The organism is Kitasatospora kazusensis (assembly GCF_039529945.1).
Lineage (GTDB): Bacteria > Actinomycetota > Actinomycetes > Streptomycetales > Streptomycetaceae > Kitasatospora > Kitasatospora kazusensis.
In genome coordinates this window covers 109755-131260 of sequence record NZ_BAAANT010000013.1, presented here as the reverse complement: position 1 = coordinate 131260, position 21506 = coordinate 109755, and the positions used below count along the sequence as shown (strand labels likewise).

Sequence of the window (21506 nt, the reverse complement as noted above, 5' to 3'; positions counted from 1 at the left end):
AGCCGCCAAAGCGATATTTCCTATGTAATCGCTACAAATCGCCGAAGGCCGGTCGGGGCGCGCTTGCTGGGCCTGCGCCCGCCGTGACGGTAGGCTTTCCGTGTGATCTTCAAGCGCATCGGCAACACTCGGCCGTATCCGGATCACGGCCGGACCAGCACCCGCCAGTGGGCGGACGTAGCACCGCGTCCGGTGCGGCTGGACCAGCTGGTGACCACCAAGGGACAACTGGACCTCGAAACCCTGCTGGCCGAGGACTCCACCTTCTACGGGGACCTGTTCGCCCACGTGGTGAAGTGGCACGGCGACCTCTATCTGGAGGACGGCCTGCACCGCGCCGTACGGGCCGCGCTCCAGCAGCGCCAGGTGCTGCACGCCCGCGTCCTGGAGATGGAGTGACCCCGCTCCGGGCCCTGCACCGTACCCGCACCACATCTGCACCACGCCCGCACTGACCGTCTTTCACCCGCCCGACACCACCCCCACGGGTACCGGTACATCCTTTCGAGTGCCGTCGTACTCCAGATGATGATCATTTAGTACATTCGCCGCCGTACTGGCACTAGTCTTCCGAGTACGGCCGAAGCTCGTGGCGTTCCGCCCTCCCGGCCGTACCCGTCCCTGGCCCGTACCCGTCGCTGGCCACACCCGTCACCGAGCCTGACCAGGCACGAGGGGGAGACAGACTGTGAGCATGTTGACTCCCCAGGGGTTGAAGGGGAAGCAGTACCGGATCACCGGCAACTCGTACCCCCGCCTCGGCCGCCCGCCGCGCAGGAGCCGGAAGATCCTGGCACTGATCGGCTCACTGCTGGCGCTGGCCCTGATCGCGCTCGGCGGCGTGCAGTTGGTGGACATCTTCGGCGGCAAGGGCCGGCACACCAGCGCGCAGGCCTGCTCCACCCCGGCCGCCGGCACCTCCGGCAAGCCGCTGGCCGCACCCGTCAGGAGCGGCGCCCCCGCCGCCTCCGGGTCGCCCGCCGTCGCGCCGTCCGGGTCGCCCGCCGGACCGGCGCCCGGGGCCACCAGCACCGCCGTCCCGCAGCCGCAGGCCGTCACGGTGAACGTCTACAACGCCACCGACAAGGCCGGGCTGGCCGCCCGGACGGCGGACGAGCTCAAGAAGCGCGGCTTCACCATCGGCAAGGTCGGCAACGCGCCGGCCGCCCTGGACAAGAAGGTCACCGGCAGCGCGCAGGTGGTCAGCGGACCGGCCGGGCTCGGCGCCGCCACCCTGCTCGGCTCCCAGATCGCTGGGGCGGCCACCTCGGCCGACACCCGTGCGGACGCCACCGTGGACTTCGTGGTCGGCGACGCCTACACCGCGCTGCTGGACCCGACCCAGGCCGCCGCCGCACTCGCCCTGGCCACCAAGCCGGCCCCGAGCGCCGCCCCCGGCAGCTGCTGACCCGCTCGTAGGTACGGCGAAGGGCCCCCGGATCCTCCGGGGGCCCTTCGCCGTACCTACGAGCCGTCGCGGCCGGCGGGGTGGGTCAGCCGGCCGTGCCGTACAGCCGGTCGCCGGCGTCGCCGAGGCCCGGCACGATGTAGCCGTTCTCGTTGAGCCGCTCGTCCACGGCGGCGGTGACCACGGTGACGGGCAGCCCGGCGAGCTCCTTCTCCAGCACCTCGACGCCCTCGGGGGCGGCCAGCAGGACGACGGCGGTGACGTCGGTGGCGCCGCGCTCGATGAGCATCCGGATCGCCGCGATCAGGGTGCCGCCGGTGGCCAGCATCGGGTCCAGCACGTAGACCTGACGGCCGGAGAGGTCGTCCGGCATCCGGGTGGCGTACGTGGAGGCCTCCAGGGTCTCCTCGTTGCGCACCATGCCGAGGAACCCGACCTCGGCGGTCGGCAGCAGCCGGGTCATGCCGTCCAGCATGCCGAGCCCGGCGCGCAGGATCGGCACCACCAGCGGGCGGGGGTAGCTGAGCCGGGTACCGGTGGTGACGGCGACCGGGGTGGTGATCTCCACCTGGTCGGTCCGGACGTCCCGGGTGGCCTCGTACGCGAGGAGGGTGACGAGCTCGTCCGTCAGCCGACGGAAGGTCGGCGAATCGGTGCGCTCGTCGCGCAGGGTGGAGAGCTTGTGGGCCACCAGCGGGTGGTCGACGACATGGAGACGCATACTTCGACCATAACGGGCACGGGCACGTGCGTACGACCCCGCGTCGCGGCGTGACGGCCCGTGACGGGCCGGACGGCGAGCGTCGATATGTCCGAACCGATACCTCTCCGGTGGTATCAACCGATCACTTCTGGGAACGTCGGACCGTATGAAGAGCAACCCGCGCACCGGGGCCGGCTCGACAGACGGGTCTCCGGCACCGTCCGAGACCGCGAGCGAGTCCACCAGCGAGTCCACGAGCCCACCCGAGAACGAGACGCAGCGCCGCCGACGGCGGGCCGTGTTCCTGCGCGAACTCGCCGAGGCCCGCGAGCTGCGCGCCCGGGTGCAGCCGCGGCGGACGAAGGAGCGCCGGCTCCGCGAGGCGCTGCGGATGCGGACCTTCCGGATCTGACGCCGGGCCGACCCGGCCGGCCCGGCGCCACGCCCGGCCGACCGGCCCGCACGACCGGCCGGGGCCCGGACCTGACGCTGCGGACCGGCACGGTGACCCGGCGTCGCGACCTGACGCCGTACCGGCCGGGCCGGCCGCATCCTCCCGGCCATTCCGACACGACCTGCAAAGACGCGCTGCCGAACACTCCCCGGAGCGGCGGCCTTTCTGTCACGATGCCGGTGGGACGGTCCGAACGGCGGACCGCCTCTGGCGCGGGGGCGGCCAGGCCGCGTTCGCCCGGGATCGCCTACAGCCGAGACCAATCTTGGGAGTGTCCCCGGTGGCGTACTTCGCTGCAGTGCTTGCTCGCACCGATGGCGGGTGGGATGTGAGCGAGACAGAACTCGACAACGTCGAAACCCTGGCCGATCTGGCCGATCTGGCCCGCGAGGCCGCCCAGGACGACGACACCGTCCTGGTCTTCATCGAACAGGAGGACGCGTGGTTCGCCGTCCTCCGGGTGGACGGCGAGGAGGACCCGCGGATCTTCGTGTCCGACGGCGCCGCCGCGGCCCGCAGCTCGTACGGCGTGATCCTCACCGACGAGCTGGTCGACCGGGTCGGGGACGGTGACTTCGACGACCTGGACAGCCTGGTCGCCGAACTCGACGACGAGGACGAGGAGGCCGGCGCCGACGGCGGCCAGGACGAGGACAGCGCCCGGGGGGCGGTCGGCCCCGGCGGCGTCCCGGTCGGGCCGCTCGGCGACTCGGAGCTGCTGACCGACTTCGGGCTGGCGGCCCCGCAACTGCTCGACCTGAGCGGCGAGGGCGCGGTGCCCGGCGACGCGCTCGCCGACATCGCCGAGTCCCTCGGCTGCGGCGAGGTCCTGGAGGCGGTGCGGTAGCGGGCGCACCGGTGTCCGACACTGGTGCCATGCAGATCGCCCCCCTCCCGGCCCCCGTACGCCCCGACCCGGTACGTGACCGCTGGACGGACCAGATGCGCCTGGCCATCGCCGAGGCCGCGCTGGCCACCGCCACCGGTGACGTACCGGTCGGGGCCCTCGTGCTGGGCCCCGACGGCACGGTGCTCGGGCGCGGGCACAACGAGCGGGAGGCGGTCGGCGACCCGACGGCGCACGCCGAGGTGGTCGCGATCCGGGAGGCGGCGAAGGCCGTCGGCGAGTGGCGGCTCAGCGGCTGCACGCTGGTGGTGACCCTGGAGCCGTGCACCATGTGCGCGGGCGCGATCGTGCTCTCCCGGGTCGACCGGGTGGTCTACGGCGCGTACGACGAGAAGGCCGGCGCGGCGGGCTCGCTCTTCGACGTGATGCGCGACCGGCGGCTCAACCACCGCCCCGAGGTGATTTCCGGGGTGCTCGCCGAGGAGTGCTCGGCGCAGCTGCTGGCCTTCTTCGACACCCAGCGCTGAGGCCGGCCGGATACGGATTTCGTGACCGCCGGGCACGTCCGGTAGAGTTCCCCTCGGTAGCGTGTCCGAGCGGCCAAAGGAGCACGCCTCGAAAGCGTGTGTGGGGGCAACTTCACCGTGGGTTCGAATCCCACCGCTACCGCCAGAGCAGGACACGAAGGGCCCGACCGGAGACGGTCGGGCCCTTCGTCGTGCGTCATGTCCTCACGCTCCGCGCCCTCGGGTGTCCCGGTCGTGGCACGGTCGTCACGGTTTCGTCCCCAGGTGGGCCCCGCGGCGACAGGCCGTCCATCCGGCGGTTCTATGCTGACCCCGCACGGTCCGCACAAGGCAGGCGTGCGTGAGGAAGGAACCCCCGATGGAGAGCCAGATCGTCCACAAGGCCGCATTCCTGCTGCACGAGTGCCACGAGCCCGAGCAGGTCGTGGTGGAGCGCCTCAAGGACTACTTCCCCGACCTGTCGCTGACCGAGCGCGAGCGCTACGTGTCCGAGGCCTGGGACCAGGTGCACACCAAGGGCGGCGCGGTCTGACCAGGGGTTCTCACAGGCCGCCGGCTCGTCCGGAGGCCGCACGGGGCTCGGCCGGGGCACGCCCGGGGCTCGTCCTGCGAGGGCTTCACGGGGAGTCTTTCGGAGGGGGAGCTGCCCCGGGGGGACGGGCAGCTCCCCCGGCGGAGTCCCACAACCGGAGCCGCGTCGGGGGGAAGTCGCGGCACCCGGTCCCACAGCGGGGAGCTCCGGATCCATGTACCGGCGATTCCTGCCAGATCCTCGGTACAACCCCCATCCTGCGGCAGCGGATCTGACGGGGCACCCGGAGAAAGGCCCCAGTCACGGGGACCTTCGTCCCGGCGGGTGAACGCGCCTCTCACCGTGTGGGCCATCCGGTGGATAAGCTGCGCGGCAGTGGCGGGGCGCGCGGGGACACGGACTGCGACCCACAGGCAGGGAGGCGGGCCGGGGCGATGGCACAGGCAAGGAAGATCGGCATGTACCTCCTGCTGATCTTCGTGATCTACACGATCATCACCTCACCTGCCAGGGCGGCCGAGTTGGTCCAATCGGGGTTCGTCGGCATCTCCGACGCGGCCAAGTCGGTGGGGACGTTCATGACCGGGCTGGTGAAGTAGCCGGGCACGGAGCGGAGCGGGCCGGCACGGAGCGGCCGGGCTGGTGGCCGGGCTGGTGGCCGGGCCGCCGGGCGCGGTCGTTACCGTGGGCACCGGGACCTGCCCGCGGGCGGGCCCACCACACCCTCAACCGCTAGGAGCGGCATCGTGATCCGGCACCTGGTCCTGTTCAAGCTCAACGACGGCGTCACCAAGGACGACGAGCGCGCGGTCGCCGGCGCCAAGGCGTTCGAGGAGCTCGGCTCGCAGATCCCCGAGCTGCGCGAGTGGGAGTGCGGCTGGAACACCACCGTCCGCGACATCGCGTACGACTACGCCATCAACAGCCTGGTCGACGACCGCGAGACGCTGCAGGCCTACCTCGGCCACCCGGCCCATCAGGCCGCCGCCGGACAGTGGCGCGAATTCGCCACCTGGGTGATCGCCGACGTCGAGGTCTGACACTCCGACGGCCTACCGGTCGTACTCGCACCACCCCTGCGGCCCCCCGACTCGCACCGAGTCCGGGGGCCGCGGCGCGTTCGTCCCTACCCCGCACAATCAGCCAACACGCCTGTATGCGGTACTTGCCCGGACTATGGGCGACTTGTGATGCTATGACCGGTTTTGCCGGACCTGGCGAGGTGGTGAGCCCCACCCAGTACCGCGATCAGCGGCGCTGATCACAAGGTGTCGACTTTGGGAGGGGTGACGTGTTCGTGCGGACACAGGACAGCGCACCGGAGACCGACGAGGAGGAGTCACCGCTGGCCCTGCTGAGCACCCCGGGCGGCCTCGGGGACCTCGGGGCGCCGGGAGCCCTGCGCAGCCGCGCCACGCCCGGACGGAGCACCGTGGACGTCCGCACGCTCACCCGGGTGCTCTTCGAGCGGCTCACCGAGCTGCCGCCCGGCGCCCCCGAGCGGGAGCGCGTCCGGGCGGCGCTGATCGAGGTCAACATCCCGCTGGTCCGGTACGCCGCGACCCGGTTCCGCAGCCGCAACGAGCCGATGGAGGACATCGTCCAGGTCGGCACGATCGGCCTGATCAACGCGATCGACCGCTTCGACCCCGGGCGCGGGGTGCAGTTCCCGACGTACGCGCTGCCGACCATCCTCGGCGAGATCAAGCGGTACTTCCGGGACAACGTCCGCACCATGCACGTGCCGCGCCGGCTCCAGGAGCTCTGGGTCCAGGTCAGCGGCGCGATGGAGGAGCTGACGGTCACCCACGGCCGGACCCCCAAGGTGCCGGAGATCGCCGCCAACCTGCGCATCCCGGAGGAGGACGTCCGGGCCTGCCTGGACGCCGGCCGGGCCTACAACGCCGCCTCGCTGGAGGCCGCCCAGGAGCACGAGGGCGGGCTGGCGCTGCTGGACCGGCTCGGCTACGAGGACTCGGCACTGGCCGACGTCGAGCACCGGGACATGGTGCGCCACCTGCTGGTCCAACTGCCCGAGCGGGAGCGGCGGATCCTCATGCTGCGGTTCTTCGCCAATCTGACGCAGTCCCAGATCAGTACCGAACTGGGCATGTCACAAATGCACGTCTCGCGGCTACTGTCGAGAATCCTCACCCGACTGAGGACCGGGAACTCCTGGGAGGAGTGACCGAGGGTGGCCGTCCGGGACGACCGGATAGCTGGGCGTCACTACCACGTGACATCTTGCGACGTTCGGGTTTGCCGGGACGTGTGATCCGGTATTGAGCTGGAGAGTCACCCAGCCGGGAACTGCCACTCGGTAGTGACCGTTGAACAGTCAGTCACGAGGGGGTGGGTACATGTCCGGAGAGCTGGGCGGTGCTGAGATCCACGGCACGACATCGGTCGCCGAGAAGATCCCTGCGCAGATCGGCACCATGCAGAACATCGGCGGTGCGGTCGGCACGGCCGACGCCGCGCCGGGCATGTCCGGGCCGCCGCCCACGGCGGCCGGGGAGGTGACTGCCGAGGGCGCGGCGGCCGAGCCGATGGACCGCACCCTGGACCGGACGCTGGACACCCGCACCCTCTCCCGCTCGCTGTTCCACCGCCTGGCCACGCTGGAGGCGGACAGCGCCGAGCACACCTACGTCCGCGACACCCTGATCGAGCTCAACCTGCCGCTGGTCCGGTACGCCTCCGCGCGCTTCCGCAGCCGCAACGAGCCGATGGAGGACATCGTCCAGGTCGGCACGATCGGCCTGATCAAGGCGATCGACCGCTTCGACCCGGAGCGCGGGGTCGAGTTCCCGACCTTCGCGATGCCGACGGTGGTCGGCGAGATCAAGCGGTTCTTCCGCGACACCAGCTGGTCGGTCCGGGTCCCCCGGCGGCTCCAGGAGCTGCGGCTCGCCCTCACCAAGGCCGGCGACGAACTCTCCCAGAAGCTCGACCGCTCCCCCACCGTCGCCGAGCTGGCCGTCTTCCTCGGCGTCACCGAGGAGGACGTGGTCGAGGGCCTGGCCGTGGGCAACGCCTACACCGCGAGCTCCCTCGACTCCAGCCCCGGCGAGGAGGACGGCGACGGCCCGCTCGCCGACCGGCTCGGCTACGAGGACCTGGCCCTGGAGGGCGTCGAGTACCGCGAGTCGCTCAAGCCGCTGCTGGCCAAGCTGCCGCCGCGCGAGCGGCGGATCATCATGCTCCGGTTCTTCGGCAACCTGACCCAGTCCCAGATCGGCGAGGAGATCGGCATCTCCCAGATGCACGTGTCCCGTCTGCTGACCAAGACCCTGACCCAGCTCCGCGCGGGGCTCGTCAACGAGTAGGGCCCGTCGCACCGCCCCCGGGGCGCATCGGGCACCTCCCGGCCGAGGGCCGGAGGAGGCCCCGCGCCCCCAGGGGTCGGCCCGTGCTGCCCAGGGGGTCAGGTGAGCAGGTTGCGGCGGAGGCCTTCGAGGGTGTCGTCGTCCAGGCCGAGGCCGTCCCGCCAGAACTCGTCGAAGGTCGCCCAGCCGGCGGCGACCTCCTCGAAGGCGGCCTCCAGGTAGCTCCGCTCGGCGCGGAAGACCGGGAGCAGCAGCGTGGGCTCCTTCATCAGGCCCCGGGTGCCGAAACTCTCCACGATGCTCTCGATCAGCGCGGCCGAGCGGGTGTTGGTGAGCAGGTAGTCCTCGAAGACGGTCTCCCGGTCGACCCCGAGGGCGGTGAGCATCAGCGCGGCCACCCACCCGGTGCGGTCCTTGCCCGCCGAGCAGTGGAACAGCACCGGCGGCCCGTCCGGCGCCGCCAGCAGCCGCAGCACGCTCGCGAAGCGGTCCCGGGCGGTGGCGTCGGTGACGAACCAGCGGTAGAGGCCGATCATCATCCGGTGCGCCTTGCCGTCGCCGAGTACAGCGCGCTGGTGCTCCGCGTCCCGGCCCGCCAGGGCGTCCCGCAGTGCGACGTAGATGTCGAAGTCGGCGGCGAAGACCGGCAGGTGGTGCAGGGTCAGCCCGTCGGGGTCAGTGGGTTCGACGGTGACCGGTGTGTCGGAGAACTCGGCGTCGCGGACCTCGGCGGCGGGCAGCCCGGGGATCAGGTCGGGGCCGGCCTCCCGGACCTCGTCCAGGCTCCGCAGGTCGACGACCCGGCGCAGGCCGCTGCTCCCGAGCACCGCGAGGTCGCCCTCGGTCAGCCGGTTGAGCGCGTCCGCGCGCAGCGCGACGCCGTGCCGCACCGTGCGGCCGTCGCCGGTCCGGTAGCCACCGAGGTCGCGGGCGTTCGCCGCACCCTGGAGGCCGAGGCTCCGGGCGGTCTCGGTGGGCTCGGTGGGCTTGGTCACGGGTCCTCCAGGAGCGCGGGCACTGGCGTACGGGTACGGGTGTACGAGTAGCCGGACCCGGTCAGTCTAGGACGGCACCGGATCCGACCGGGCCGCCGGTCGGCCGGGCGCCGGGCAGCACCCGGCGGCCCCCCTGCGAGGGGAGCCGGGGCCCGGGCCTGCCGCTGGAGGAGTGGAGGTCTACTTGACGGCGAGCCAGATCACGGCGCCGAGCACGACGATCACCGCGACGGCGATGCCGACGATCTTGCCTGTCTTGTTGCCGCCACCGCTGCTGTAGGTCGAGACGGAGCCCGGCGCCTGAGGTGCGGGGCTCTCGTCGACGAACGCCCGGAACATCTGGGTGCTGCCGGCGGGGTCGTAGTCGTTGTCAGCCATGGCACGGACTCTAGCCAACCCGGCCGGTCGGAGGACAGCCCGGACCCCCGCCGCAGTGATCCGGGCGCGCGCACCCGGGGCCCGCGCCCCACCGCAGGCGGAGAACGGACATGAGACATCCTCGTGAAGTCTCACGCGATCCGGGACGACACGGCGGGCGGATCCGGTTGACTGCCGGTATGACCGACAACCACAGCGACGCCACTCCCAAGGTGCACCTCGGCGGTTCGGACCTCGCCGTGTCACCCCTCTGCCTCGGCGGCAACGTCTTCGGCTGGACGGCCGACGAAGCCCGCTCCTTCGCCGTGCTGGACGCCTACACGGCCGGCGGCGGCAACTTCGTCGACACCGCCGACGTCTACTCCGCCTGGGTCCCCGGCAACTCCGGCGGCGAGTCGGAGACCATCATCGGCAACTGGCTGCGGCGCCGGGGCCACCACGAGGACATCGTGGTCGCCACCAAGATCGGCGGCCACCCGGACGCCGCCGGGCTGAAGGCCGCGAACGTCCGGGCCACCACCGAGGCCTCGCTGCGGCGGCTCGGCACCGAGCGGATCGACCTGCTCTACACCCACTGGGACGACCCGCAGACCCCGGTCGAGGAGTTCATCGGCGCGCTCGACGAACTCGTCCGGGCGGGCAAGGTCCGCGCCATCGCGGCCTCCAACATCAGCGCGGAGCGGCTCACCGAGGCACTGGAGTTCTCGGCCCGCGAGGGCCTGGCGGCGTACGTCGCCGTCCAGCCGCACTACAACCTGGTCTCGCGCGCGACGTACGAGGGCCCGCTCGCCGAGGTCGTCGCCGCGCACGGGCTCGCCTCGGTGCCGTACTACGCGCTCGCCTCGGGCTTCCTGACGGGCAAGTACCGCGCGGACGGCGCGGCGGTGCCCAGCGCCCGCGCGCTCGGCGCGGCCCGCTACCTGGAGACCCCGCGCGGCCCGCGGGTGCTCGCGGCGCTGGACAAGGTGGCCGCGATCCACGGCGTGGAACCCGCCACCGCGGCCCTGGCCTGGCTGGGTGCCCAGCCGACGGTGGTGTCCCCGATCGCCAGCGCCCGGACCCCCGAGCAGTTGCCCGCCCTGCTCGCGGCGGCGCACCTGGAGCTCACCCCGGAGGACCTGGAGCTGCTCGGAGAGGCCTCGGCCTGACTCGCCGTCCACAGCCTGTGGACAACGGTCGGTCTCAGGCCGGACGTCCCTCCCGGCGGCCGGCCCGGACCGCCGGGGAGGGGACGGCCGCCGTGATGCCGGCCGGGGCCACGAAGGCGACCAGCAGGTGCTCCATCAGCGAGCTGCGGGCGGCCTCGTCCAGTTCGTGCGCGGTGGCCCGTTCCAGGCGCCGGACGGCCAGGGCCGCCGCCTCCACCGCATCGTCGACCAGGATGGTGCGCAGGCCCGCGTCCAGGTCGGCGAGGCGGCGCCGGCGCATGCTCTCGGACACCTCCGGCGCGTAGTCGAGGGCCAGTGGCTGGACGGAGTAGACCTCCAGTCCGGCGGCGGCGACCTCGGCGGCCAGCGCCCGGGTCAGCTCGTCGGCGAACCACTGGCCGTCCCGCAGCGCGGGGCCGGGGACGGCGTTGCTGTCGCAGGGCAGCGTGCTCGCCGTCCGGGTCAGCACCGCCTGCACCTGCTCGCGGAGGTAGTCCTCGTGGGCGGCGAGGCCGAACAGGGCGCGCGCGGTGTCCTTGACCCGCCAGACGATCAGCAGCCGGACGACGATCGGGGTGCCCGTCCGGTCCACCACGTCGGCCGGCTCGCTGCGCCAGTGGCGCAGCCGCACGTCCACCCGTCGGCGGCGCAGCGTCGGGTTGACCCAGACCAGACCGGTGCGGCGGACGGTGCCCCGGTACCGGCCCCAGCGGGTGAGGACGCGGGTCTCGCCGCCCGCGTTGACCAGCAGGCCGCCCAGCACCAGGAAGGCGGCCAGCGCGGCGGCGGAGGCGGCGGCGACCACCCGGGCGCTCAGTTCGACGGTGCCGCTCTCCCGGACGGCGGCGCTGCGGACGTCCGGGAGCGCCTCGAAGTGCGGGATCACCCCGGCCCGGGCCAGCACCAGGACGCCGCCGACGAGGGCGAGCAGCAGCGCGGAGACGGCGATCCAGCCCGGCAGTGCGCGGGCGTGCCGTTCGCGGAGCGCGGGGTCGGTGCGCGGCGGCCGACGGGCGGCCGGTGCGGCGGGTGTGGTGGGCGCGGCGGATGTGGTGGGCGCGGCGGGTGTGGTGGGAGCGGCGGGTGTGACAGCCGTGACGGGCGGGGGCGTGTCGGCGGCGGGCCGGGCGGCCGGGCCGCTCTCCAGCTCGTCCTCCGCGAGGACCGGGCCCGACTTGATCAGCGGCCGGGCGATCGCGTTGGTCACCGCCCGGTTGAGCGGGCCGGCTCCGGACGGGACGAGCCCTGGCAGGGCGGGGGGCCAGGAATCGGGTCGCTGCGAAGAATCGCGGGTGACGTCCATGCACGGATCCTCGGGGTCGGTGTGTCGCGCGACGGGCGGCCCGGATCTGACGGGCGGTGCCGGATCCAGGCTAGGCTGATAAGTCATCAAATGCGACATATCGGATACGGCGTGTCGTCGACTTCTGACGGCGTGTCGAAACCGGTCCGCCCGTCACCGGGGTGGGCGACGGGCGGACCGGTTCGGCGTCAGCGCCTGCGTTTACCGGGCCCGCGGCTGAGGACCCGGCGGGTCGCCAGGGTGATCGCCGCGAGCAGGAGCAGCACCCCGCAGCCGGTGGCCCGCCAGGCGTCCACGGCGGACCGGTGCGCGGCGGCGGCCTCGGCCACCGTGTCGACGGGCGGAGCCGCGAGCACCCGGGACTCCTCGGAGCTCGCCGCCGCCGGTACCGCCGGGTCCGGAGCCTGCCCGCTACGGGCGGGCGCGGCGCCGGGGGCGGCCGCCTTGCCCGGGGCGGAGGGCGCGGCGGAGGACCCGGCACCGGACGGTGCCGATGCCGATGCCGATGCCGCCGACGCCGACGGTGCAGCCGGCGGCGAGACGGCGGCCGGGGTGGCGGCCACGGCGGAAGCAGGGGCCGAGGACGCCGCCGAGGCCGAAGCAGGGGCCGGGGACGCCGCCGAGGGCGAGGCCACGAGCGTCGAAGGCACGGCCGGGACGGCGGGCGCCACGCTCGGGACCGGACTCGGACTCACCTCCGGGATCACGCTCACGCTCACGCCCGGGATCACGCTCGGACTCGGAGCGACCGGCGGAGCGACCGGCGGGGTGGACAGCGGGGGCACCACGATCGGGAGCAGCGCCGGGACCTCGGACGGCGGCGTGGCCGCGGGCGCGACGCTCGGCGCACCGGTCGCAGCCGGGGTCGGCGGGAGCGAGGACGCCGGGGTAGCGGCCGGCGTGGGCGTGGGCGTGGGCGTGGGCGAAGGCGTCGGACTGGCTGCCGGAGCCGGGGAGGCGGCGGCCGGCTGCGGGACGTGGACGTTGACCGCGTCCGCCGCCGTGCTGTTGCCCGCCCGGTCCGTGGCGGTGACGGTCAGGGCCTGGTCGCCCGCCGGGAGGTCCCGGGCGGGCGTGCAGTTCCACGACCCGTCCGTGCCGGCCCGGACGCCGCAGACCGGGACCGGCGCGCCCGGCGCGCCGCCGCGTGCGGTCGCGGTGACGGTGACGGCGGCTCCGGCCTCCGCCCGCCCGGCGAGCCCGGGGCGCGCGTTCGGGAGGGTGTCGCCCGCCGCCGGGGTGGTCAGGACCGGCTTGTCGGGGGCGACGGTGTCGACCACCAGGACGACCGGCTTGCCCGCCGTCCGGTTGCCCGCCGCGTCGACGGCGGCGGCGGTCAGCTGGTGCCTGCCGTCGGCGAGGTTCTCCACCGGCAGGCAGTTCCAGCTGCGGTCGGGCGCGACGGCCGTGCTGCACAGCTCCCCGGCCACCCGGACCACCCCGGGCGCGGTGGAGCCGTCCGTGACGGAGACCGTGCTGCCCGGGTCGGCGGTGCCGGTGAGCATCAGGCCGGGGTCGTTGGTGTACTCGGGCAGGGTGAGCGCCGGCGCGGCCGGCGGGTCGGTCTTGACCGTGAGCCGCGCCGCCTCGCCGCGCAGCACCACACCGCCCTTGGTGGTCTCGACCGGGACGAGGCTGTGCGGGCCCTGGGCGAGCGGCGCGTCCGGGCGGCAGGACCAGGCGCCGTCGGCGCCGACCCTGACCCGGCAGAGCGCACCGGAACCCTCGACGACCTCGACGGTGGCGCCCTGGACGGCGCCTTCACCACGGATCTCGGGCCGGCTGTCCGCGACCACCGCCCCGCTGACCGGGCCGGTGATCTCGGGCCGCGCCGCGCCGACCGCGAGCTGGACGCGCTGGTCCAGCACCTCGCCCGAGTCGGCGAAGCCGGACGCGCCGACCAGCTGGGAGGAGTCCCGGGCGAGCCGCAGCCGGGCCCAGGTCTCCCCCGCCGCCGCGTTGTCGGGGACGGTCCACTCCAGCGTCGCCGAGGAGCTGCCGGCCGGGACTTCGGCCTGGACCCGCTCGGTGGCGTCGAAGCCGCCGCTGTGGTCGAAGTCGATCCATCCGGCCAGCGTGGCGGGCCCGCTGCCGGGGCTCACCGGGACGGTGACGGAGTAGTACCGGCCGATCGCGGCGACCGCCGGGAAGCTCACCGTCGGGTCGGTGCCCTGGTACTCGCTGCGGCCCGGCTGGAGCGCGGGCGGCGCCGGGTTGGCCCACGGGCTGTGCTGCCGGGTGCCGCCGCCCACCTCGACCATCGGCCGGGCGAGCCGGTCGAGTGCGGCGGGCTCCCGGACGCCCGGGACGGCGGCGGGGACCAGCGGGTGCGGCGACTCGGGCTGGGCCGCCGCCAGCCGGCCGAGCACCGCCCCGGCCGCGTCCTGGCCGAGGAACAGGTCGGAGAGCAGGTGCGAGGCGTTGCCGTACCCCTGCGGCGCGGTGCTGAGCTCCTCGTCCAGGGTGACGGTGTACGCCGGGCGCAGCGGCTCGGGGGCGGCGGTGCTACCCGCACGGGCGGTGCTGCGCTGCTCGACCCGGAGGGCGACCGTGCTGACGGTGCCGGAGAGTTCGAGGGTGCCCAGGCTGTCCAAGGTGGCCGTGGCGGAGTCGTCCCCGGTGGGGGCGAGGCTGTTGCCGCCGACCGTCCAGCCCGTCCAGCCCGTGCGGCCGACCAGGCTCGGGACGCTCGGGGAACCGCCGGTGACGGTCAGTCGGGCCGCGCCGGCGGTGCTGCCGTCCTTTCCGGTGGCGAGCGAAGTGAGACCGCTGACGTGCAGCCGGGGATTTCGGACCGACCGGGAGAAGGAGAGCTGGAGCGTTCCCAGGGTGCGCCAGGAACCGTCCGCACGGGGCCGGTCCTCGGCGATCCGGAAGGTTTCGGCCGGATCTCCGCCGTGCACTCCGTCCGCGTACGGGCTGGTCGTGCCGGTACCGGAATCGAGTTTTCCGGGCGCGGCCGAAGCGCTGACCCCGGGCAGGGGGGCGAAATCGAGCGCGACGGCGAGTCCGGAGGGCAGCACCGCCCGGTGTTCTCCCGTCCAGGTGTCCGGGGTCTGCTGCGCCCCGGACGGGGACGGGCTCCAGCTCAGCAGCAGCGCGGTGGCCGCGAGCACGGCCACTCCCCTGCCGAGTCGCCTGCCCGGCAGGGCATCGGGACCGCACCGCCCGGGGCGGGTGGCGGACACCTCGGCGGCATGGGGAAACTGTCGGCTCATCCGGCTCTCCTTCGGTGTCGGCCGCCAACGGGCGGTGTGGGCTGGGAATCTGACGCAGCCATACGATCTGACAAAAGGGAATCACGACCCGGAGTCCGGCATACCGCGACACCGATGGGCTTGCCCGGTTAGCACCCGATTGGCGGGCATTCGCCGCATAGAGCGGGAAGTACCCAGCACAGACGCATTTCAGCCGTCTCGGGTTGTGTACAACCGAGCTTCTCCGGCAGGCACATGACCATTCATCAAGGAGACCTGTTCGATTTGGGCACCGGCTCAGTAGAGTCAGGCTCCGTGACGATTAACCCCGGTCTCATCAAGAGCAGCTTCGCCCTCGTGGAGCCGTACGGCCCCGAGGCGGCGGCCCACTTCTACCGGCATCTGTTCGAACACCACCCCGACGTCCGGGACCTGTTCGCCGAGCACCTGGACGACCAGCAGGACCGGCTCTGGTCCGCCCTCGGCGCCCTCGTCACCCATCTGGAGGACACCGGGACGCTGCTCCCGTTCCTGCGCGAGCTCGGGCGGCGGCACGCCGGGTACGGTGCGCTCCCCGCCCACTTCCCCGCCGTCGGGGCCAGCCTGATCGCCACCCTGCGGCACTACGCGGGGACGGCCTGGACGCCCGAGACCGAGGCCTCCTGGCTGGCCGTGTACGGGACGGTCTCCTCGACGATGGCCGAGGCGCTCACCGAGGCCCTGCCCGGGGCCGGTTCCGCCACCGCCGGGCACTGAGAACCCTGCGGTGTCCTTCGACCCAGCGGTCGTCCGCGCGAGCTTCGCCGTCGTCGAGCTCCGCGCCGACCACCTGGCCAAGTACTTCTACGCCCACCTCTTCGCACACAACCCGGAGCTGCGGGCGCTCTTCCCCGCCGGGATGGCCGAGCAGCGCGACCGGCTGTTCGCCGCACTCACCGAGGTCGTCCGCCGCGCGGACGACTCCGCCGGGTTCGCCGCCTACCTCCGGGCGCTCGGGCGCGACCACCGCAAGTTCCGGGCCGCACCCGAGCACTACCCGGCCGTCGGCGCCAGCCTGATCGCCGCCGTCCGGCACTTCTCCGGCCACTCCTGGACGCCCGAACTGGAGAAGGCCTGGACCGAGGCGTACACCGTGATCTCCCAGGCCATGATCGACGCCGCCGCGGCCGAACCGGCCGGCACCCCCGCCTGGTGGGAGGCGCGGGTGACGGCCCGTCGCCGCGCGACGCCCGACGTGGTGATCCTCACCCTGGCCCCCGACCGCCCGTACCCCTACCGCGCCGGGCAGTACCTCTCGCTCTGCTCGCCCCGGCAGCCCCAGGTCTGGCGCCCGTACTCGATCGCCAACGCCCCGCGCGCCGACGGCACCCTGGAGCTGCACGTCCGCCGGGTGCCCGACGGGCTGCTGAGCAGCGCGCTGGTCAACGACGTGCTGCCCGGCGAACGGCTGCGGATCGGCGCGCCGCTCGGCGCCTGCGTCCTCGACCCGCAGGCCGTCCGGCCGCTGCTCGCGGTGGCCGGCGGGACGGGCTGGGCGCAGATCAAAGCGCTCCTCGACGAGCTGGCCGGTGGCCGGGGGCGGCCGACCACCCTCTTCCTGGCCGCCCGGAACGAGGCCGACCAGTACGACCTGGCCGCGGTGCGCGAGCTGGCGGCCCGGCACACCTGGCTGGAGGTGGTGCCCACGGCTCCCGGCCCGCGCGCGGGCCGGGAGCAGGCGTCCGAGCTGCTGCGGCACGGGCTGTGCGAGCGGGGCGGCTGGGCCGGCCACGACATCCACCTCAGCGGGCCGCCGGACCTCGCGCCCGAACTCACCGGGCTGCTGCTCCGGCTCGGCGCGCAGCCCGAGCTGATCCGGCACGACCCCGTCCCGCTGACCCTGAACCGGCGGCGGCCGCTGACCTCGTCCGAGTGGTTCCTCGACCGGCGCGACGTCGCCTGGATCAACCGGACGGAGCTGGGATGACCCCCGGAAACCGCCCGCCCGGAGCGGGCACGGCACCCGGGCACGACGAAGGCCCCGGGCGATCCGCCCGGGGCCTTCGGTCTGTGCGCTCAGCAGGATTCGAACCTGCAACCTCTTGATCCGTAGTCAAGTGCTCTATCCGTTGAGCTATGAGCGCTCGTGGTACTGCGTGCTGTACTGCGCGGAGCAAACGAGGAGACCCCGGGACGAAGCCCGGAGCCTCTCGATTGCGGTGCGCTCAGCAGGATTCGAACCTGCAACCTCTTGATCCGTAGTCAAGTGCTCTATCCGTTGAGCTATGAGCGCTCGCCCTGCCGGTTCGAACCAGCGGGGCGGTGCGGGGACAACATTACATGACCTGCGACGTGGGGCGAAATCGATTGATCCCGGACAGCGACCACCCCGGACGGCGGCCTGCGGGGGCACTCGCAGGAGCACCCGGGGCCGGACAAGCGGAGAGCCCCGCCGGCGTACTGCCGACGGGGCTCTCGGAGGCGGAGGCTGAGGGATTTGAACCCTCGATGGGATTGAAGTCCCAAACCGCATTAGCAGTGCGGCGCCATAGACCGGACTAGGCGAAGCCTCCTCCGCGCGGATCGCACCGGTTCACCCGGCGCACTCCGTGCGAATGTGATGATGCCACAGCCAGGGGCTCCAACACCAACCACCGACAACGTTACTAGGCGGGTCATCCGCAGCGCAAAGAAGAATGAGATACTCCAGTCTCCCGAGGAGAGCGCGAGCCGCGAGTCGCAAGCCGTGACGCAAGTCGTGAGGAGACCTGTCGACGTGAGCAGCAGGCCGATCCGAGGCGCTGCTCGCCTCGCCGCGATACTCGATGCGCTGCCGGACGCGCTGTTGCTGGTCAACAGCAACGGCACCGTCGTCGACGCCAACCAGGCCGCCGTGCAGAGCCTGCAGGCGCCGGGCACCTCGCTGGTCGGGATGGGGGTGCTCGATCTGCTCCCCGAGTTCGACCCGAGCCGGATCCCCGGCTCGATGCGCCCGGCCCCGCGCGAGCCCGAGGGCCTGGACCACCCCGTCCGGATGACCGCCCGCCGCACCGACGGCAGCGCCTTCCCGGTCGAGGTCTCCGGCAACGACTTCGCCGACGACGGCGCGAGCGAGGGCCTCGGCAGCGAGGGCCGGGGCTACACCTTCTCGTCCGGCGCCGGGTACGGCAGCAAGTCCGGCAGCGACCTGCTGCTGCTGCTCGTCCGCGACCTCTCCAGCCGGCTCGGGGTCGAGGCGGAGCTGCGCCGCCAGCACAAGCAGACCGAGATGATCCTGCGGGCCGCCGCCGAGGGCGTGCTCGGCGTGGACCTCGAAGGCCGCGTGGTGCTGGTCAACCCGGCCGCCGCACACATCCTGGACTACCGGGCGAGCGAGCTGGGCGGGCGCGAGCTGCACCCGCTGATCCAGCACTCGCAGGCGGACGGCACCCCGCTGGCGCTGGAGGGCTCGGCACTGCTGGACACCCTGCTCTCCGGCCGCAAGCACCGGGTACGCGGCACGGTGCTCTGGCGCAAGGACGGCCAGCCGGTGACGGTGGACCTGACCACCGCTCCCGTCCGGGACGGCGACCAGCTGGTCGGCGCGGTGATGACCTTCACCGACCGGACCAGGGAACTCGCCCTGATCGCCCGCAACGAGCACCTCACGGCCGTCCTGGAGAGCGAGCTCGGCACCGCGCTGACCGCGCTGCACCGGCGGATCGACGCCCTGGCGGCCGACCCGGCCGGTCAGCTCTGGCCGGAGGCCAACTGGACGCTGCGCCGGCTCGCGGACGAGTGCCGCCGGTTCGGCACCCTGATAGACGGCGTGCTGACCCACCAGCGCTTCGAGGACGAGGCCGAGACCGGCGGGCAGTCGCTGGAGCGCGAGCCCGTCCGGCTCGACAAGATTGTCCAGCGGGCGGTCGAGCGGGCCGGTGAGCTGGTCGGCGCCGGCCGGGTGCGCTACTCGGTGCACGCGGCCTCGGTCGAGGTGACGGCCGACCGGGAGCGGCTGGCCCAGGCGCTCGCCCACCTGGTGGCGGACGTCAGCGGCGTGGCGCTCTCGCTCGACGGCCCGGTGGTGCCCCAGCCCACCTCGGCCTCGCTCGGCGTACCCGCGCTGCCGCCGGCCGGCGGCGAGGCGCCGATGGTCGTGCTCGCCGCGGCGCAGCGCGGCGACGTCGCCCGGATCGAGGTCCGCGGCCCGTCCCGGACCAGCAGCCCGGTGCACCTCCCGATCGCCCGCGCCATCGTGGAGCGGCACAACGGCGTGCTCCAGCAGCACGAGCTGCCGAACCGGGCCGGGACGACGTACGTGGTGGAACTGCCGCTCGACCCGGCGGCGGCGAAGGCCGCCAAGGGCGTGCAGCAGCGGGTCCCCAAGGAGACCGACACCGCGATGCTGCCGGACCTCCCCGAGGTCCGGCCCGCACCGCCGGAGCGGCGGGGGCCCGAGGAGCCGGCCGCCGCACCCGAGGCGGAGGCCGGGCGTCCGGACGCCACGGACCTTCCGGCCGAGGCCGACCGGCCCGGTACCGAACGACCGGGCGCCGACCGACCCGGTACCGACCGGCCCGCTCGGTCCGGCCGGGCGGAGGAGCCCGCCGCGCGCGGCCCGATCGCCCTGGGGCCGATCGCGCTGGGCCCCGGCCCGTCGGAGGAACCGAGGGACGCGGAACCGGCCGAGGCGGAGAGCCCGGCGGAGGAGCAGGGACGTCCCGGACGGCGGCGCCGCGCGGTGGCCGCCGCCGCGGGCCCGGAGTCCTCCGGTGCGCTGTCGCTCCCCGGCATCCCCGACCCCGGGACGCCGCTCTACCCGGGCCTGGAGCACGCACTGCCGCCCGTACCCGTCGCGCCGCCCGAGTCGGACGCCGCGCCGGCCGTCCCACCGACCGGCCGTCGGCGCCGGCTCGCGCTGCCCGCACAGCCGACGGCGCCCGGTGGCGGCGCCGAGCTGGAGCTCGCCAAGTCGCAGCTCCCCGAGCGGCCGTCGGTCCCGCCGGCCGTCCCCGCTCCCACCGAGGTGTCCGAGCCCCGGCCGGTCGGCAGCGGCCTCGGGGAGCTGTCCCCGCCGCGTCCGCTCGGCGGGTTCGCCGGCGCCTTCCCGAACGCGTTCCCGCAGCCGGAGCCGCCCACCGAGCAGCTTCCGGCGCAGCCGGCCGCCGGACCCACCGCCGTCCCCGCCGTCCGGGCCGCGCTGCCGCCCGCCGTGGCGTCCGTCACGTCCGAGGCGCCCGAGGCCGCCGGAGCGGCCGGGACCCGTACGCCGCCGCGCCCGGTGTCGGAGCTGGCCCGCTCCAGTGCGGAGCAGTCCGGGCCGGACCGTGCCGAGCCGGGCGCCTACCCGGACTACCCGACGATGGTGGCGCCGGCCGTCGACGGCGGCACCCGGCGCCTGCTGGTCTGGCCCGAGCCGGACCCGTCCACCAAGCAGGCCCTCCAGGACCGCGGCTACCGCCCGGTGATCGTCCGCTCCCGCGAGGAGGTGGACGCTCAGGTCGCCGCGTACCCGGCCGCGCTCTTCGTCGACCCGCTGACCGGGCCGATCACCCGGACGGCGCTCCAGTCGCTGCGCACCGCCGCGCTGAACAGCCGGGTCCCGGTGCTGGTCACGGCCGGTCTCGGCCAGGCCACCCGGGACGCCGCGTACGGCGCGGACCCGGCCGTCCTGCTCCGGGCGCTCGCGCCGCGCGACAGCGAGCAGCACGCCCCCCGGGTGCTGCTGGTCGAGGCCGACCCCGACATCGCCGCCGCGATGATCACCAGCCTGGAGCGGCGCGGGATGCACGTCGAGCACGCGGTGAGCGAGAACGACGCCGTCTCCCGGGCCAGCAGCGTGCAGCCCAACCTGGTGGTGATGGACCTCTTGCAGATCCGCCGCCGCCGGGTCGGGCTGCTGGACTGGCTGCGCGCCAACGACCGGCTGCACCGCACCCCGCTGGTCGTCTACACCGCGGTCGACCTCGACCCGCAGGAGCTGCCGCGGCTGCGGACGGGCGAGACGGTGCTCTTCCTCGCCGAGCGGTCGACGACCGAGGACGTGCAGTCCCGGATCGTCGACCTGCTGGGGCGGATCGGCGCGATGGGCGAGGTCAGTACGGCGCGCTGAGCAGGCCCGCCCCGCGCCGGAACCGCTCCGGGGCGTGGTCAGCTCTTGAAGTGCTGCGAGAAGCGGATGTGATTGCCCGACGGGTCGCGGAAGGCGCAGTCGCGGACGCCGTAGGGCTGGTCGACCGGCTCCTGCGTCACCTCGGCGCCCGCGGCCCGGAGCTTCTCGAAGGTGGCGTCGCAGTCCTGCGTGGTGAAGATCAGGGTGCCGAGCGAGCCCTTCGCCACCAGCTCCCGGATCGCCTCCCGGTCGGCCGGCGAGCGGGTGTCCGCCGTTTCGAGCAGGATCTCCAGCTCGGGCTGGGACTTCGGGCCGACGGTGACCCAGCGCATCTGCTCGAACTTGACGTCGTTGCGCACCTCGAAGCCGAGGGTGTCGCGGTAGAAGGCGAGCGCCTCGTCCTGGTCGTTCACGAGGAGCATGACGTGCGAGAGGTTGAGGTCCATGCGGTAAACGCTAGACGGAAGGTCTGACAGTCACTCAGAAGAGCTTGCCGGGCGGGCCGTTTGCCGAGGTCGACCGCCGGACGGCACGGCCCGGGCCGAAGGAGCCGGGCGGGGTGCGGCCGACGGCCGGGCAGGTGCCGGTCACCGTGCGGGTCCGGCCCCCGCGAGC

At 73.7% G+C, this 21506-nt stretch carries 20 protein-coding genes and 4 tRNA genes; 15 read left to right on the top strand and 9 right to left on the bottom strand.

The window, feature by feature from the left end; genetic code table 11:
* The first annotated feature begins 102 nt into the window (after positions 1–102).
* Both ABD330_RS14250 and ABD330_RS14245 read left to right on the top strand, forming a co-directional pair.
* Positions 103–399 (top strand): type II toxin-antitoxin system VapB family antitoxin, encoded by a 297-nt coding sequence (locus ABD330_RS14250; protein ID WP_344464724.1) that lies wholly within the window; start codon positions 103–105, stop codon positions 397–399.
* Positions 400–694: 295 nt separating this feature from the next.
* Positions 695–1408 carry a LytR C-terminal domain-containing protein gene (locus tag ABD330_RS14245; protein ID WP_344464722.1) on the top strand — a complete coding sequence of 238 codons (714 nt, stop codon included), beginning with the start codon at positions 695–697 and terminating at the stop codon, positions 1406–1408.
* Positions 1409–1493: 85 nt separating this feature from the next.
* On the opposite strand, the gene upp is transcribed toward ABD330_RS14245, so the two are convergent.
* Positions 1494–2129, bottom strand: coding sequence for a uracil phosphoribosyltransferase (upp, locus tag ABD330_RS14240; protein ID WP_344464720.1), 636 nt, complete (start codon positions 2127–2129; stop codon positions 1494–1496).
* Between the two features lie 148 nt (positions 2130–2277).
* Between upp and ABD330_RS14235 the strand changes: the two genes are divergently transcribed.
* The 9 genes from ABD330_RS14235 to ABD330_RS14195 all read left to right on the top strand — a co-directional run bounded on the left by ABD330_RS14235 (position 2278) and on the right by ABD330_RS14195 (position 7800).
* The gene (locus tag ABD330_RS14235; RefSeq protein ID WP_344464718.1) at positions 2278–2523 is read left to right on the top strand and encodes a hypothetical protein; all 246 of its coding nucleotides are present in this window, start codon (positions 2278–2280) and stop codon (positions 2521–2523) included.
* Positions 2524–2893: 370 nt separating this feature from the next.
* Positions 2894–3412 carry a tRNA adenosine deaminase-associated protein gene (locus ABD330_RS14230; protein ID WP_425555527.1) on the top strand — a complete coding sequence of 173 codons (519 nt, stop codon included), beginning with the start codon at positions 2894–2896 and terminating at the stop codon, positions 3410–3412.
* Between the two features lie 29 nt (positions 3413–3441).
* The gene (tadA, locus tag ABD330_RS14225; protein ID WP_344464714.1) at positions 3442–3939 is read left to right on the top strand and encodes a tRNA adenosine(34) deaminase TadA; all 498 of its coding nucleotides are present in this window, start codon (positions 3442–3444) and stop codon (positions 3937–3939) included.
* A 55-nt stretch (positions 3940–3994) separates the two neighbouring features.
* Positions 3995–4084: transfer RNA gene (locus tag ABD330_RS14220), tRNA-Ser, on the top strand.
* 213 nt (positions 4085–4297) lie between these two features.
* Positions 4298–4471, top strand: coding sequence for a hypothetical protein (locus ABD330_RS14215; protein ID WP_280715856.1), 174 nt, complete (start codon positions 4298–4300; stop codon positions 4469–4471).
* Between the two features lie 458 nt (positions 4472–4929).
* Positions 4930–5070, top strand: coding sequence for a hypothetical protein (locus ABD330_RS14210; protein ID WP_344464800.1), 141 nt, complete (start codon positions 4930–4932; stop codon positions 5068–5070).
* Between the two features lie 147 nt (positions 5071–5217).
* The gene (locus tag ABD330_RS14205; protein ID WP_344464710.1) at positions 5218–5511 is read left to right on the top strand and encodes a Dabb family protein; all 294 of its coding nucleotides are present in this window, start codon (positions 5218–5220) and stop codon (positions 5509–5511) included.
* Positions 5512–5816: 305 nt separating this feature from the next.
* On the top strand, positions 5817–6659 hold the full coding sequence (locus tag ABD330_RS14200; RefSeq protein ID WP_425555530.1) for an RNA polymerase sigma factor SigF: 843 nt from the start codon (positions 5817–5819) through the stop codon (positions 6657–6659).
* Between the two features lie 298 nt (positions 6660–6957).
* Entirely contained in the window at positions 6958–7800 is an 843-nt protein-coding gene (locus ABD330_RS14195) for an RNA polymerase sigma factor SigF (protein WP_425555529.1), read from the top strand.
* Between the two features lie 98 nt (positions 7801–7898).
* Here the strand turns inward: ABD330_RS14195 and ABD330_RS14190 are convergent, their stop codons facing one another.
* Together ABD330_RS14190 and ABD330_RS14185 are read right to left on the bottom strand one after the other, a co-directional pair.
* Positions 7899–8795 (bottom strand): tyrosine-protein phosphatase, encoded by an 897-nt coding sequence (locus tag ABD330_RS14190; RefSeq protein ID WP_344464704.1) that lies wholly within the window; start codon positions 8793–8795, stop codon positions 7899–7901.
* Positions 8796–8975: 180 nt separating this feature from the next.
* The gene (locus ABD330_RS14185) at positions 8976–9173 is read right to left on the bottom strand and encodes a hypothetical protein (RefSeq protein ID WP_344464702.1); all 198 of its coding nucleotides are present in this window, start codon (positions 9171–9173) and stop codon (positions 8976–8978) included.
* Between the two features lie 179 nt (positions 9174–9352).
* On the opposite strand from ABD330_RS14185, the gene ABD330_RS14180 reads away from it, so the two are divergent.
* On the top strand, positions 9353–10321 hold the full coding sequence (locus ABD330_RS14180) for an aldo/keto reductase (RefSeq protein ID WP_344464700.1): 969 nt from the start codon (positions 9353–9355) through the stop codon (positions 10319–10321).
* 34 nt (positions 10322–10355) lie between these two features.
* Here ABD330_RS14180 and ABD330_RS14175 read toward each other — a convergent pair whose 3' ends face one another.
* Positions 10356–11528 carry an SPFH domain-containing protein gene (locus ABD330_RS14175; protein WP_344464698.1) on the bottom strand — a complete coding sequence of 391 codons (1173 nt, stop codon included), beginning with the start codon at positions 11526–11528 and terminating at the stop codon, positions 10356–10358.
* A 284-nt stretch (positions 11529–11812) separates the two neighbouring features.
* Complete coding sequence (locus tag ABD330_RS14170; protein ID WP_344464696.1) at positions 11813–14842, bottom strand: Ig-like domain-containing protein; 3030 nt, start codon at positions 14840–14842, stop codon at positions 11813–11815.
* Between the two features lie 294 nt (positions 14843–15136).
* Between ABD330_RS14170 and ABD330_RS14165 the strand changes: the two genes are divergently transcribed.
* Positions 15137–15577 (top strand): globin family protein, encoded by a 441-nt coding sequence (locus ABD330_RS14165; protein ID WP_344464694.1) that lies wholly within the window; start codon positions 15137–15139, stop codon positions 15575–15577.
* 10 nt (positions 15578–15587) lie between these two features.
* Positions 15588–16787 (top strand): globin domain-containing protein, encoded by a 1200-nt coding sequence (locus tag ABD330_RS14160; protein WP_344464692.1) that lies wholly within the window; start codon positions 15588–15590, stop codon positions 16785–16787.
* A gap of 84 nt (positions 16788–16871) precedes the next feature.
* Here ABD330_RS14160 and ABD330_RS14155 read toward each other — a convergent pair.
* From ABD330_RS14155 to ABD330_RS14145, 3 genes are all read right to left on the bottom strand, one after another.
* A tRNA-Arg gene (locus ABD330_RS14155) sits at positions 16872–16944 on the bottom strand.
* A 76-nt stretch (positions 16945–17020) separates the two neighbouring features.
* Positions 17021–17093 (bottom strand) — tRNA-Arg (locus tag ABD330_RS14150).
* Between the two features lie 189 nt (positions 17094–17282).
* Positions 17283–17373, bottom strand: a tRNA-Ser gene (locus ABD330_RS14145).
* 203 nt (positions 17374–17576) lie between these two features.
* Here ABD330_RS14145 and ABD330_RS14140 point away from each other — a divergent pair.
* A complete protein-coding gene (locus ABD330_RS14140; RefSeq protein WP_344464690.1) occupies positions 17577–20891 on the top strand; it encodes a hybrid sensor histidine kinase/response regulator in 3315 nt (1104 codons plus the stop codon).
* A 38-nt stretch (positions 20892–20929) separates the two neighbouring features.
* Here ABD330_RS14140 and ABD330_RS14135 read toward each other — a convergent pair whose 3' ends face one another.
* Entirely contained in the window at positions 20930–21337 is a 408-nt protein-coding gene (locus ABD330_RS14135) for a VOC family protein (RefSeq protein WP_344464688.1), read from the bottom strand.
* Positions 21338–21506 lie beyond the last annotated feature (169 nt).